The sequence below is a fragment of the Escherichia sp. MOD1-EC5495 genome (assembly GCF_002965965.1).
Classification (GTDB): Bacteria; Pseudomonadota; Gammaproteobacteria; order Enterobacterales; family Enterobacteriaceae; genus Escherichia; species Escherichia ruysiae.
Window position 1 is genome coordinate 61645 of record NZ_PTRI01000001.1, and the last position, 13836, is coordinate 75480.

General features: G+C 51.0%; 12 protein-coding genes. 7 read left to right on the plus strand and 5 right to left on the minus strand.

All coding sequences use genetic code 11. The features are described from left to right. Nucleotides 1-109: 109 nt before the first annotated feature. The 3 genes from htpG (at nt 110) to hemH (ending at nt 3941) form a co-directional block, all read left to right on the plus strand. Nucleotides 110-1984, plus strand: a complete 1875-nt coding sequence (htpG, locus tag BEG40_RS00330; protein WP_000678201.1) for a molecular chaperone HtpG — start codon at nt 110-112, stop codon at nt 1982-1984. Nucleotides 1985-2202: 218 nt separating this feature from the next. Next, nucleotides 2203-2847, plus strand: coding sequence for an adenylate kinase (adk, locus tag BEG40_RS00340; RefSeq protein WP_001313630.1), 645 nt, complete (start codon nt 2203-2205; stop codon nt 2845-2847). A 131-nt stretch (nt 2848-2978) separates the two neighbouring features. Next, entirely contained in the window at nt 2979-3941 is a 963-nt protein-coding gene (gene hemH / locus BEG40_RS00345; RefSeq protein ID WP_001250102.1) for a ferrochelatase, read from the plus strand. Here hemH and aes read toward each other — a convergent pair. Further along, nucleotides 3938-4897, minus strand: coding sequence for an acetyl esterase (gene aes, locus BEG40_RS00350; RefSeq protein WP_105284672.1), 960 nt, complete (start codon nt 4895-4897; stop codon nt 3938-3940). The genes hemH and aes overlap by 4 nt on opposite strands. Nucleotides 4898-5048: 151 nt before the next feature. On the opposite strand from aes, the gene gsk reads away from it, so the two are divergent. Beyond that, a complete protein-coding gene (gene gsk / locus BEG40_RS00355; RefSeq protein ID WP_000671589.1) occupies nt 5049-6353 on the plus strand; it encodes an inosine/guanosine kinase in 1305 nt (434 codons plus the stop codon). 120 nt (nt 6354-6473) lie between these two features. Here gsk and ybaL read toward each other — a convergent pair whose 3' ends face one another. Both ybaL and fsr read right to left on the minus strand, forming a co-directional pair. Continuing rightward, entirely contained in the window at nt 6474-8150 is a 1677-nt protein-coding gene (gene ybaL, locus BEG40_RS00360; RefSeq protein WP_105284673.1) for a YbaL family putative K(+) efflux transporter, read from the minus strand. Between the two features lie 237 nt (nt 8151-8387). After that, the gene (fsr, locus tag BEG40_RS00365) at nt 8388-9608 is read right to left on the minus strand and encodes a fosmidomycin MFS transporter (protein ID WP_001251623.1); all 1221 of its coding nucleotides are present in this window, start codon (nt 9606-9608) and stop codon (nt 8388-8390) included. Nucleotides 9609-9828: 220 nt separating this feature from the next. On the opposite strand from fsr, the gene ushA reads away from it, so the two are divergent. Beyond that, complete coding sequence (gene ushA, locus BEG40_RS00375; RefSeq protein WP_105284674.1) at nt 9829-11481, plus strand: bifunctional UDP-sugar hydrolase/5'-nucleotidase; 1653 nt, start codon at nt 9829-9831, stop codon at nt 11479-11481. Nucleotides 11482-11517: 36 nt separating this feature from the next. Here ushA and ybaK read toward each other — a convergent pair whose 3' ends face one another. Together ybaK and BEG40_RS00390 are read right to left on the minus strand one after the other, a co-directional pair. Then, complete coding sequence (gene ybaK, locus BEG40_RS00380; RefSeq protein WP_000186623.1) at nt 11518-11997, minus strand: Cys-tRNA(Pro)/Cys-tRNA(Cys) deacylase YbaK; 480 nt, start codon at nt 11995-11997, stop codon at nt 11518-11520. Nucleotides 11998-12199: 202 nt separating this feature from the next. Further along, nucleotides 12200-12994: a TraB/GumN family protein gene (locus BEG40_RS00390; protein WP_105284675.1), complete on the minus strand. Its 795-nt coding sequence runs from the start codon at nt 12992-12994 to the stop codon at nt 12200-12202. Between the two features lie 132 nt (nt 12995-13126). Between BEG40_RS00390 and BEG40_RS00395 the strand changes: the two genes are divergently transcribed. Further along, the gene (locus tag BEG40_RS00395; protein ID WP_105284676.1) at nt 13127-13429 is read left to right on the plus strand and encodes a type II toxin-antitoxin system RelE/ParE family toxin; all 303 of its coding nucleotides are present in this window, start codon (nt 13127-13129) and stop codon (nt 13427-13429) included. 35 nt (nt 13430-13464) lie between these two features. Next, nucleotides 13465-13806: a HigA family addiction module antitoxin gene (locus tag BEG40_RS00400; protein WP_000806437.1), complete on the plus strand. Its 342-nt coding sequence runs from the start codon at nt 13465-13467 to the stop codon at nt 13804-13806. Nucleotides 13807-13836: the final 30 nt, after the last annotated feature.

A 13836-nucleotide genomic window follows, 5' to 3' on the forward strand; every position in this document is an offset into this window, starting at 1 on the left:
GCAAACGAGAGCAGGATCACCTGCTCTCGCTTGAAATTATTCCTCCTTGTCCCCATCTCTCCCTCATCCTGTTTTTAACCTTAAAATGGCATTATTGAGGTAGACCTACATGAAAGGACAAGAAACTCGTGGTTTTCAGTCAGAAGTGAAGCAGCTTCTGCATCTGATGATCCATTCTCTCTATTCCAATAAAGAAATCTTCCTGCGTGAGCTTATCTCTAACGCCTCCGATGCGGCGGACAAGCTGCGTTTCCGCGCGCTCTCTAACCCGGATCTGTACGAAGGTGACGGCGAACTGCGCGTTCGTGTCTCTTTCGACAAAGACAAGCGCACGCTGACTATTTCCGACAACGGCGTGGGGATGACCCGCGACGAAGTGATCGACCATCTGGGGACTATCGCTAAATCCGGCACCAAATCGTTCCTCGAATCCCTGGGTTCTGACCAGGCGAAAGACAGCCAGCTGATCGGTCAGTTTGGTGTTGGTTTCTACTCTGCGTTTATCGTGGCCGATAAAGTGACCGTGCGCACCCGTGCGGCAGGTGAAAAACCAGAAAACGGCGTATTCTGGGAATCGGCGGGCGAAGGTGAATACACCGTTGCCGATATCACCAAAGAAGATCGCGGTACTGAAATTACCCTGCATCTGCGCGAAGGCGAGGATGAATTCCTCGATGACTGGCGCGTGCGTTCCATCATCAGCAAATACTCCGACCATATCGCGCTGCCGGTAGAGATCGAAAAACGCGAAGAGAAAGACGGCGAAACCGTTATTTCCTGGGAGAAAATCAACAAAGCGCAGGCGCTGTGGACTCGCAACAAGTCGGAAATCACCGATGAAGAATACAAAGAGTTCTACAAACACATCGCCCACGACTTTAACGATCCGCTGACCTGGAGCCATAACCGAGTTGAAGGTAAGCAAGAGTACACCAGCCTGCTGTACATCCCGTCCCAGGCTCCGTGGGATATGTGGAACCGCGATCATAAACACGGCCTGAAACTGTACGTCCAGCGTGTGTTCATCATGGACGACGCAGAACAGTTCATGCCGAACTATCTGCGCTTCGTGCGTGGTCTGATTGACTCCAGCGATCTGCCGCTGAACGTTTCCCGTGAAATCCTCCAGGACAGCACAGTAACGCGTAACCTGCGCAATGCGCTGACCAAGCGTGTACTGCAAATGCTGGAAAAACTGGCGAAAGACGACGCGGAAAAATACCAGACCTTCTGGCAACAGTTTGGCCTGGTACTGAAAGAAGGTCCGGCGGAAGATTTCGCTAACCAGGAAGCGATCGCCAAACTGCTGCGTTTTGCTTCTACTCATACCGACTCTTCTGCTCAAACCGTGTCTCTGGAAGACTACGTTTCCCGCATGAAAGAAGGGCAGGAGAAAATCTACTACATCACCGCAGACAGCTACGCGGCAGCGAAGAGCAGCCCGCACCTGGAACTGCTGCGTAAGAAAGGCATCGAAGTTCTGCTGCTTTCCGACCGCATCGATGAGTGGATGATGAACTATCTGACTGAGTTCGACGGTAAACCGTTCCAGTCTGTGTCCAAAGTTGACGAGTCGCTGGAAAAACTGGCTGACGAAGTTGATGAGAGCGCGAAAGAAGCGGAGAAAGCACTGACTCCGTTTATCGACCGTGTGAAAGCCCTGCTCGGCGAGCGTGTGAAAGATGTCCGTCTGACTCACCGTCTGACCGATACGCCAGCGATTGTGTCTACTGATGCGGACGAAATGAGCACCCAGATGGCGAAACTGTTCGCTGCGGCGGGCCAGAAAGTGCCAGAAGTGAAATACATCTTCGAACTGAACCCGGATCACGTACTGGTGAAACGTGCGGCAGATACTGAAGATGAAGCGAAGTTCAGCGAGTGGGTAGAACTGCTGCTGGATCAGGCGCTGCTGGCAGAACGCGGCACGCTGGAAGATCCGAACCTGTTTATTCGTCGTATGAACCAGCTGCTGGTTTCCTGATGTAATGCCGGATGAATTTTATCCGGCATACAGCTGAATGTGGTGCCGGATGACCTTCGTGTCATCCGGCATTTTTCTTTTCATTATCTGCACTTTCCGCAAATTATCTCCCCCTTAACCGTTTCAGCCCCAGGTGCCTTTCTTGAGGCAATCGCCTGATGGTGGTATCGTTTATCGCTTTTTCAAAAAATTCGACACATTTTAAGGGGATTTTCGCAATGCGTATCATTCTGCTTGGCGCTCCGGGCGCGGGGAAAGGGACTCAGGCTCAGTTCATCATGGAGAAATATGGTATTCCGCAAATCTCCACTGGCGATATGCTGCGTGCTGCGGTCAAGTCTGGCTCCGAGCTGGGTAAACAAGCAAAAGACATTATGGATGCTGGCAAACTGGTCACCGACGAACTGGTGATCGCGCTGGTTAAAGAGCGCATTGCTCAGGAAGACTGCCGTAACGGTTTCCTGCTTGACGGCTTCCCGCGTACCATTCCGCAGGCAGACGCGATGAAAGAAGCGGGCATCAACGTTGACTACGTTCTGGAGTTTGACGTACCGGACGAACTGATTGTTGACCGTATCGTAGGCCGCCGCGTTCACGCGCCGTCTGGTCGTGTTTATCACGTTAAATTCAATCCGCCGAAAGTCGAAGGCAAAGACGACGTTACCGGTGAAGAACTGACTACCCGTAAAGACGATCAGGAAGAAACCGTGCGTAAACGTCTGGTTGAATACCATCAGATGACTGCACCGCTGATCGGCTACTACTCTAAAGAAGCGGAAGCGGGCAACACCAAATACGCAAAAGTCGATGGCACCAAACCGGTTGCTGAAGTTCGCGCGGCTCTGGAAAAAATCCTCGGCTAATCAAGTTGCAGCAGATCTGCTTTCGGGCAGGTCTGCTCATCCTCCTCAGGCAATACCTCTCACAGCAATTAGTTCTTCTTCCTCACTTTTCCGCTACAATTATCAACAAGTTGAATCGATAAGAGGCGGTAATGCGTCAAACTAAAACCGGTATCCTGCTGGCAAACCTGGGTACGCCCGATGCCCCCACTCCTGAAGCGGTAAAACGCTACCTGAAACAATTTTTAAGCGACAGACGCGTAGTCGATACTTCACGGCTGTTGTGGTGGCCATTGCTGCGCGGCGTGATTTTGCCTCTGCGCTCGCCGCGTGTGGCGAAGCTGTATGCCTCTGTCTGGATGGAAGGTGGTTCGCCACTGATGGTTTACAGCCGCCAGCAACAACAGGCGCTGGCACAACGTTTACCGGATACGCCCGTGGCGCTGGGAATGAGCTACGGCACGCCATCGCTGGAAAGCGCCGTAGATGAACTACTGGCTGAACATGTTGATCATATCGTGGTGCTGCCGCTCTACCCGCAATACTCCTGTTCAACGGTCGGTGCGGTATGGGATGAACTGGCACGTATTCTGGCGCGCAAACGTAGCATTCCGGGGATATCGTTTATTCGCGATTATGCCGATAACCACGATTACATTAATGCACTGGCGAACAGTGTTCGTGCTTCTTTTGCCAAACATGGCGAACCAGATTTACTTTTACTCTCTTATCACGGTATTCCCCAGCGTTATGCGGATGAAGGCGATGATTATCCGCAACGTTGTCGCACAACGACCCGCGAGCTGGCTTCTGCGCTGGGAATGGCACCGGAAAAAGTGATGATGACCTTTCAGTCGCGCTTTGGTCGGGAACCCTGGTTGATGCCTTATACCGACGAAACGCTGAAAATGCTGGGAGAAAAAGGTGTCGGCCATATTCAGGTGATGTGTCCGGGCTTTGCTGCGGATTGTCTGGAAACACTGGAAGAGATTGCCGAGCAAAACCGTGAAGTCTTCCTCGGTGCAGGCGGTAAAAAATACGAATATATTCCGGCGCTTAATGCCACGCCGGAACATATCGAAATGATGGCTAATCTTGTTGCAGCGTATCGCTAAAGCTGAGCGGTAAAGAATTGAGCGCCGTCGCGAAGAGCATCATCGGCGGTTTTCATCATCCGTGAATAATGCAAAAAGGCGTGCAGCGTTCCTGGGTAGAGTCTGAACTCACAGGGCTGCTGATGCGCCGCTAACGTCTGGTAAAGCAGGTGACTGTCATCCAGCAGCGGATCGAATTCTGCACCGGCGATATAGCAGGGGGGCACATCGCGAGTGAGATCGTTATTAAACAGGCAGTAATACGGCGACTCGTGGTCTGCTTCGTTGCTTAAATACGCCTCTTCATACATCTGCAAATCCTGTTGCGTTAAGCCATCCCAGTCACCGCCCAACAGACGGCGAGTCACGGAATCGCGTAATCCGTAAAGCCCATACCACAGCAAAACGCCCACAACTTTGCCGCAATCGATCTGCTTATCACGCAACCATAAAGCACTGGCGAGCGCCAGCATGGCGCCAGCGGAATCACCGGCAAAACCAATGCGTGACATATTGATCTGATAATCGCCCGCCTGCTGGTGGAAGTAACAACAGGCAGCCACGACTTCCTCTATCGCTTGCGGAAAACGCGCTTCAGGCGAAAGGGTGTAATCAATACCAATCACCGTACACTGGGTGTACTTTGCCAGCAGGCGCATAATGCGATCGTGGGTATCGAGATTGCCGAGAATAAAACCGCCGCCATGCAGATAAAACAGCGTCGCCGGGCTATCCGGGTTCGGACAAAATTGCCGTACTTCTACCTGACCATATTTTGTCGGAACCGCGTAAGCTCTGGTTTCCATTTCTGGAGCGCCAGCATTCCAGAATCGGCGCTCAAGCGTGTAATGCTGGCGTTGTTCGGCAATCGTTCCCGTTGCGGGCCAGGGCGGTAAATCGGGCTGAAGAGTATTAACAACCGCCTTCATTTCGGCAGAGATTAGCTCCAGCACGGGTAGTTTGTTTTCCGGCTTCATGCAAAAACTCCTTTCAAATTGCGTCATTGTAAAGAACATCTCTCATGAAAATGCGATCCCGCCGGCTGATATTGAAACAGCCTGCGTCTCGCGCGTTCAGGCATGATTGTGTTAACATTCGCCGCTCAGTTAACCACCCGTAAAAACAACCATGAAATTTCCCGGCAAACGTAAATCCAAACATTACTTCCCCGTAAATGCACGCGATCCGCTGTTGCAGCAAATCCAACCAGAAAACGAAACCAGCGCAGCCTGGGTGGTCGGTATCGACCAGACGCTGGTGGATATTGAAGCCAAAGTGGAAGACGATTTTATTGAACGTTATGGATTAAGCGCCGGGCATTCACTGGTCATTGAAGATGATGTTGCTGAAGCACTTTATCAGGAGCTGAAACAGAAAAACCTGATTACTCATCAGTTCGCAGGTGGCACTATTGGCAATACCATGCACAACTATTCTGTACTGGCAGACGACCGTTCGGTGCTGCTGGGCGTGATGTGCAGCAATATTGAAATTGGCAGCTACGCCTATCGTTACTTGTGCAATACATCCAGCCGTACCGATCTTAACTATCTGCAGGGCGTGGATGGCCCGATTGGTCGTTGCTTTACGCTGATTGGCGAGTCTGGCGAACGTACCTTTGCTATCAGTCCAGGTCATATGAACCAATTACGGGCAGAAAGCATTCCGGAAGATGTTATCGCCGGAGCGTCGGCGCTGGTATTAACGTCCTATCTGGTGCGTTGCAAGCCGGGTGAACCGATGCCGGAAGCGACCATGAAAGCTATTGAGTACGCGAAGAAATACAACGTACCGGTGGTGCTAACGCTGGGTACTAAATTTGTCATCGCCGAGAATCCGCAATGGTGGCAGCAATTCCTCAAAGAGCACGTCTCCATCCTCGCGATGAACGAAGAAGAAGCCGAAGCATTGACTGGAGAGAGCGATCCGCTGCTGGCATCTGATAAGGCGCTGGACTGGGTTGATCTGGTGCTGTGCACCGCCGGGCCCATCGGCTTGTATATGGCGGGCTTTACGGAAGACGAAGCGAAACGCAAAACCCAGCATCCGCTGTTGCCGGGCGCTATCGCGGAATTTAACCAGTATGAGTTTAGCCGCGCTATGCGTCATAAAGATTGCCAGAATCCGCTGCGTGTCTATTCGCACATTGCGCCGTACATGGGCGGACCAGAAAAAATCATGAACACCAATGGTGCCGGAGACGGTGCGCTGGCCGCGTTGTTGCATGACATTACCGCCAATAGCTATCACCGCACTAACGTGCCAAATTCCAGCAAGCATAAATTCACCTGGCTGACTTATTCGTCGTTAGCACAGGTGTGTAAATATGCTAACCGTGTGAGCTATCAGGTACTGAACCAGCATTCACCACGCTTAACGCGCGGTCTGCCGGAGCGAGAAGACAGCCTGGAAGAGTCTTACTGGGATCGTTAAGCCATCGAACCAATGACAGTCGGATGCGGCATAAACGCCTTATCCAACCTACGGAAGATGGCACGCGTAGGCCGGATAAGATGCGTCAGCATCGCATCCGGCAATGGCGACATTAATGTATTACCCCGTCACCACCTCGCCAGCCGGTGGTGTTTCCAGCAGTTCCAGCATAGTACGGGCGATTTCACGTTCACCCATCACCACCTGATTCGCGCCACGTTCGGTGATATACGCCACCTCATCGTCATAATGGGCGCGGGCGATAATCTCAATATCCGGGTTTTTGGCGCGAGCAGAGGCCACAATCTCGCCAGCTTCGTAACCGTTAGGAATGGTCAGAATCAGCCATTTTGCGCACTCCAGATGCGCCAGGTGCATAATCTCTTCATTCGCCGCGTTGCCCAGTACCGCGCGAACGCCACGCTCACGCAGTTCATCGACGCGGGTTCGTGATGTTTCAATCACCACTAACGGAATATCAGAGGCGAGTAATTTCTCGCCCAGCAGACTGCCTACACGACCGTAGCCAACCAGTAGCGCATGGTTGCAAATATCCACCGGGATCTGCTTCTCTTCTTCGATAGCCTCTTCCAGCGTCTGTTCTTCCAGCGTTTCGGTCTTTGCCAGATATTTTTCCAGCAGCGCGAACAGTACCGGGTTGAGCATAATAGACAGGATCGCGCCTGCCAGTACCAGGTTTTGCCCGGCCTGCGGCAGTAAATTTAATGCCATCCCCAGCCCCGCCAGGATAAACGCGAACTCACCAATTTGCGCGAGGCTGGCGGCGATAGTTAACGCCGTACGCTGGGAGTGACCAAACAACCGAACGAGGAACAGCGCCGCGACCGATTTACCAAACAGAATAATCGCCAGCGTTGCCAGCACCGCCAGCGGTTGCTGAATCAGAATTAACGGATCAAATAGCATCCCAACGGAGACGAAAAATAGCACCGCAAACGCATCGCGCAATGGCAGTGTATCATGCGCCGCGCGGTGGCTAAGTTCGGATTCATTTAGCACCATCCCGGCGAAGAATGCGCCGAGTGCAAAGGAGACGTCAAACAGTTCTACCGCACCAAAAGCAATGCCTAATGCCAGCGCCAGCACCGACAGGGTAAACAGTTCTCGCGAACCGGTTGCTGCGCTTCGCGCCATAATCCACGGCACCAGACGGCGACCCACTAACATCATAATGGCGATAAATGCCACCACCTTGCCGATGGTGATTCCCATATCAACCGCCAGCGTCGCAAAGCCCACGTCGCCCTGTTCCAGCATTCCAGCCACTGCGGGCAGCAACACCAGCGTCAGAACCATTACCAGGTCTTCCACAATCAACCAGCCGATGGCGATTTGCCCGCGCTGGCTGTCTATTAACTGCCGTTCTTCAAGCGCACGCAGCAGTACCACGGTACTGGCGGTAGAAAGACACAAACCGAACACGATGCCAGTCATTAACGACCAGCCGATCACGGCAGAAAGAGCCATACCCAGCAACGTCGCTACCGCTATCTGGGCGATCGCGCCGGGAATGGCGATGGACTTTACCGCCATCAAATCCTTGAGCGAAAAATGCAAACCGACGCCGAACATCAGCAGAATAACGCCCAGCTCCGCCAGCTCTGGTGCCAGTTTGGTGTCGGCAACAAACCCTGGAGTAAAAGGTTCTGCCAGCACGCCCGCTAACAGATATCCCACCAGAGGAGAAATACGCAGTTTATTAGCAATCATGCCGAGGATAAAAGCGAGCACAAGGCCGCCAACAATGGTGGTGATAAGCGGGGTGGCGTGATGCATTCCGTCTCCTGTTCCTGGTGGTTGTTGTCCATTTTTGGCTGGGAAAACCAAAATTACAGGTAATAGTTTATGACAATTTCATTGTTGATGTTTATGAATAATTGTTGAATTTTGCAGAAAAATGGAATTAACCGCAAAAAAGGCACGGATCGGAAAAGTGATAAGGTGCAGGAAGAGGAAAGGCTTATGGCTACTGTAAAATGAGGCAGCCAAAGTTTACCTTTGGCTGCCTGGAAATCAGGATTTATGCCGGTTATCAGGCAAGAATATGGTCAACATACCAAGAAGTGGAAGGAAAGCACAGATTTTATAAACTAACTCGATACTGGTATGGTCGGCGATAAGCCCCAGAACCGCAGCACCCAGCCCCCCCATACCGAAAGCGAAACCGAAAAACAGTCCAGAAACCATGCCTATACGCCCCGGAAGTAGCTCCTGAGCGTAGACCAGAATGGCAGAAAACGCCGAGGCGAGGATAAATCCAATAATTACCGTTAAAACCCCCGTCCAGTACAGGCTGGCGTAGGGTAAAATCAGCGTAAACGGCGCAACGCCGAGGATAGAGCCCCAAATTACATATTTTCGACCAATTTTATCCCCGACAGGCCCGCCAATCACCGTACCCGCTGCGACGGCAAACAGGAAGGCAAACAGATGAAGCTGGGCATTCTGGATGGATAATCCGAATTTTTGCATCAGATAAAAGGTGTAATAGCTGCTGATGCTCGCCATATAGAAATATTTCGAGAAAATCAGCACTAACAGCACGCAAACAGCCAGTACGACCTTATTACGCGGCAGTGGATTGATTATTATTGCTTTGGGTTTGCCTTTACTCATCCGATGTTGTGCTGAGTACCAACGGCTGATTTGCGCCAGAACTACAATAGCCAGCAACGCCGCCAGCACAAACCATGCAACGTTGCCTTTACCGTAAGGGGCGATGATGACCGCCGCCAGCAATGGTCCCAACGAACTGCCAAAGTTACCGCCCACCTGGAAGATAGATTGCGCCAGGCCATGACGTCCACCAGACGCCATACGCGCCACGCGGGAAGATTCCGGGTGAAAGACCGACGAACCCGTACCGACCAGCGCCGCCGCCAGCAGAACCGTGCCAAAACTACCCGCCAGCGCCAGCAGTATCAGGCCGCTCATGGTAAAGCACATGCCAATCGGTAATGACCATGGCATTGGGTATTTATCTGTCCAGTAGCCGACTACCGGTTGCAGCAGCGAAGAGGCGAGCTGAAAGGTGAGGGTAATCATCCCAATCTGCATAAACGTCAGGGAAAACTCTGACTGAAGCAGCGGATAAATCGCCAGAATTAGCGATTGGATCATGTCGTTCAGCAGATGTGAGAGGCTGATTGCGCCTAAAATACCAAATGATGTACGAGCCTTAGTGGTCGATGCAGCCGCGCCCGCCGCAGGCTGGGTTTGTTCACTCATTGCCATAGGAAAGTCACTTTTTCAGAGTTGCGATGTAAAGAATTATCTTATTTGTGATTATTACCCGACTAACATACCTGTATGCGCTGTCTGAAGGAAGTCTCAATGCTTAATACAGAATTTCCATTTTTGTATGTAGATTTACCATCACCGAACACAGACTTGTCTATTATGTCGCGTCATACTAATTTTCAACACGTTGATATCTGGTCAGGGAGAGAGAAATATGAAGTTTTTGCAGCGGGGTGTGGCATTAGCACTATTAGCCGCATTTACACTGGCGAGTGAAACCGCCCAGGCTTATGAGCAGGATAAAACCTACAAAATTACGGTACTTCATACCAACGACCACCACGGTCATTTCTGGCGTAATGAATATGGCGAATATGGTCTGGCGGCGCAAAAAACGCTGGTGGATGGTATCCGCAAAGAAGTCGCGGCTGAAGGCGGTAGCGTGCTGTTACTTTCAGGTGGTGACATTAACACTGGTGTACCGGAATCAGATTTACAGGACGCCGAACCTGATTTTCGCGGTATGAATCTGGTGGGCTATGACGCGATGGCGATCGGTAATCATGAATTTGATAACCCGCTCACCGTATTACGCCAGCAGGAAAAATGGGCAAAGTTCCCGTTACTCTCCGCCAATATCTATCAAAAAAGTACCGGCGAGCGCCTGTTTAAACCCTGGGCGTTGTTTAAGCGTCAGGATCTGAAAATCGCGGTAATTGGTCTGACGACCGATGACACGGCGAAAATTGGTAACCCGGAATACTTCACTGATATCGAATTTCGTAAGCCCGCCGATGAAGCGAAGCTGGTGATTCAGGAGCTGCAACAGACAGAAAAGCCAGACATTATTATTGCAGCCACGCATATGGGGCATTACGACAATGGTGAACACGGTTCAAACGCACCGGGCGATGTAGAGATGGCGCGCAGCCTGCCTGCCGGATCGTTGGCGATGATCGTCGGCGGTCACTCGCAAGATCCGGTCTGCATGGCAGCAGAAAATAAAAAACAGGTGGATTACGTGCCGGGTACGCCTTGTAAGCCGGATCAACAAAACAGCATCTGGATTGTCCAGGCGCATGAGTGGGGCAAGTACGTGGGACGAGCCGATTTTGAGTTTCGCAATGGCGAAATGAAAATGGTCAATTACCAGTTGATTCCGGTGAACCTGAAGAAAAAAGTGACCTGGGAAGACGGAAAAAGCGAACGCGTGCTGTACACCCCGGAAATCGCTGAAAACCAGCAAATGATCTCGCTGTTATCCCCGTTCCAGAACAAAGGCAAAGCGCAACTGGAAGTGAAAATTGGTGAGGTTAGTGACCGCCTTGAAGGCGACCGCAGCAAAGTTCGTTTCGTACAGACCAATATGGGAAGGTTGATTCTGGCAGCACAAATGGATCGCACCGGAGCCGACTTTGCGGTGATGAGCGGAGGCGGGATTCGTGACTCCATCGACGCGGGTAACATCAGTTATAAAAACGTGCTGAAAGTGCAGCCGTTCGGCAATGTGGTGGTGTATGCCGACATGACCGGTAAAGAGGTGATTGATTACCTCACCGCCGTCGCGCAAATGAAACCAGATTCCGGTGCCTATCCGCAATTTGCCAACGTCAGCTTTGTGGCGAAAGACGGCAAACTGAACGACCTGAAAATCAAAGGCGAACCGGTCGATCCGGCAAAAACTTACCGTATGGCGACATTAAACTTCAATGCCACCGGCGGTGATGGTTATCCGCGCCTTGATAACAAACCGGGCTATGTGAATACCGGCTTTATTGATGCCGAAGTGCTGAAAGACTATATCCAGAAAAACTCGCCGCTGGATGCGAGCGTGTATGAGCCGAAAGGTGAGGTAAGCTGGCAGTAATCTGAAAGTGCCGGATGTTCGCATCCGGCACAATGCTTAATCGCGGCGGGCGATATCGGCAAATTTGGCATCGAGGATCTTCGCCAGATCACCTGCCGCAAGTTCAATATCCAGCCCGCGCTTGCCGCCGGAAACATAAATAGTGGCAAATTCTTGCGCGGGGGCATCAATAATCGTCGGCAGACGTTTTTTCTGCCCCAGTGGGCTAATTCCCCCAACCAGATATCCCGTCGAACGCTGCGCGACCATCGGATCGGCCATTTCCACTTTTTTGGCACCCAGCGCCTTTGCCACCTTTTTAAGATCCAGTTGGCCGGCGACAGGCGTAACGGCTACCGCCAGATGTTTCATATCGCCGTTCACTGCGACCAACAGCGTTTTGTACACCTGATCTGCATTCAACCCTAATTTTTTGACCACTTCATCGCCAAAGTTGGTTTCAGCCGGATCGTGATCGTAGGTATGAATCTGGAATGAAATCTTGTTTTTTTCGAGTAATTTAACTGCGGGTGTCATCGTAATTTTCCTGCCTCAAACAAAAAACGGAGAAAGCATACGCCTGATGGCGGCTCAAAAAAAAGAGTCATCTTGCCTAATAGTATTGGCAGGATGGTGAGATTGAGCGACAATCGAGTTACACCGTCGCTTAAAGTGACGGCATAATAATAAAAATATGAAATTCCTCTTTGACGGGCCAATAGCGATATTGGCCATTTTTTTAGCGCAACATTTGTGGCAAATTCCCTTCTCCATAAAGATGTAACGCACCGACCGCGACCACATAGCGCCCCGGTGGCATAGCGCGTAATTTATCCCGCCAGGCAAGATTTCGCTGATGCATCAACACGTCGTACAGCGACTGGCTGAACGTATTGGGCAGTGTTATTTCATTATTTTGCGGCGGCGCATTCAGCCACCAGCTCATCATTTGTTGTAGTAGCCGTGCGTTGGTATGCCAGTGGGTCAGCGTATCGTCCAGCAGCGCCAGTCCTTTGTCGGGGAGCTGGAGCAACATGGCAATCTGGTTTTCTGCCCCTTCCAGTTCAATCACGGTTTTATGTTGTTGTTTCGCCGCCTGCAATAGCTGGTAATCGATACCATATTCAGCCCTCAGCCCCAGTTTTTGCGCCTGCGTCGCCTGAAGAACCATCGCGATTTGCCACAGCGGTTGGCTAGAAAAGAGCGACGGAGAAATGCCCATCTCCTGGCTGATGTGCTGCAGATTTTGCCATTGTTCTTCGCTGATGCGCTCTTCCAGCGCCTCGCAGGCAGGCAAATTAGCAAAAGGCGTATCGCTGGTGGAAACATCCGCCTCGACAATCAGCGCATCGGCTTGTTTGAGCTTTTTAAGCAAACGGGCGGGTAGAGGAGCCATATCGTGGCTACCCATATGAATACTGCCAATCAGATGAAAATGGCGATTGCCGGTGAGAGAGATATCGATGGCAGGCCAGGTGTAATGATTACCGCGCAGCGCGGCCCAAAGTGTTTTTACCCGGTACAACAGATCCATACGACCTCCCTTTGTGAAATATCATGCTAGCGCGCGGGGAGGGATGGCGCAAATGGAGTTGATTGTTGCACTTGTGCACAGTGCTTGTGTGCATTATAATGATTAAATAATGGACAAGGAGATGAGAATGGAATGGATCAAAAAATCAACATAAGGAGTTTTCGTGATGCCTGGCTGGCTGATTTTTTTGTCCACTCAACGCCACATCGAAAGATTCCAGCTGAAATCCATAACGCATTATCAAGAAAATTGGACATCATTAATGCTGCAACTTTTCATCGGGATTTACGTTCCCCACCAGGGAACCGGTACGAAGAGTTATCGGGGAAATTGCAGGAATACTCCTCCATTAGAGTGAATAAACAGTACCGACTGATTTTTAAATGGGTTAATGGCAAGGCCGAAGAATTGTATTTAGATCCACACGACTACTAAAACATAGCTGTCGCGATGACGAGAAAGGTAAAACCATGAAACAGGCAACAAGAAAACCGACGACACCCGGAGATATTCTTCTCTATGAATATCTGGAACCATTCGATTTGAAAATCAATGAGTTAGCAGAGTTGCTGCATGTTCATCGTAATAGCGTCAGTGCACTGATCAATAACAATCGTAAACTCACCACTGATATGGCATTTCGTCTGGCGAAAGTTTTTGATACCACAGTCGATTTTTGGCTAAACCTCCAGGCGGCAGTTGATCTTTGGGAAGTTGAAAACAACATGCGCACCCAGGAAGAATTGGGACGGATTGAAACAGCGGCTGAATATTTGGCACGCCGTGAAAAGCGAGCAAAGAAGGTCGCGTAGAATAATTTCCCCATAACGGATGCGCCACCC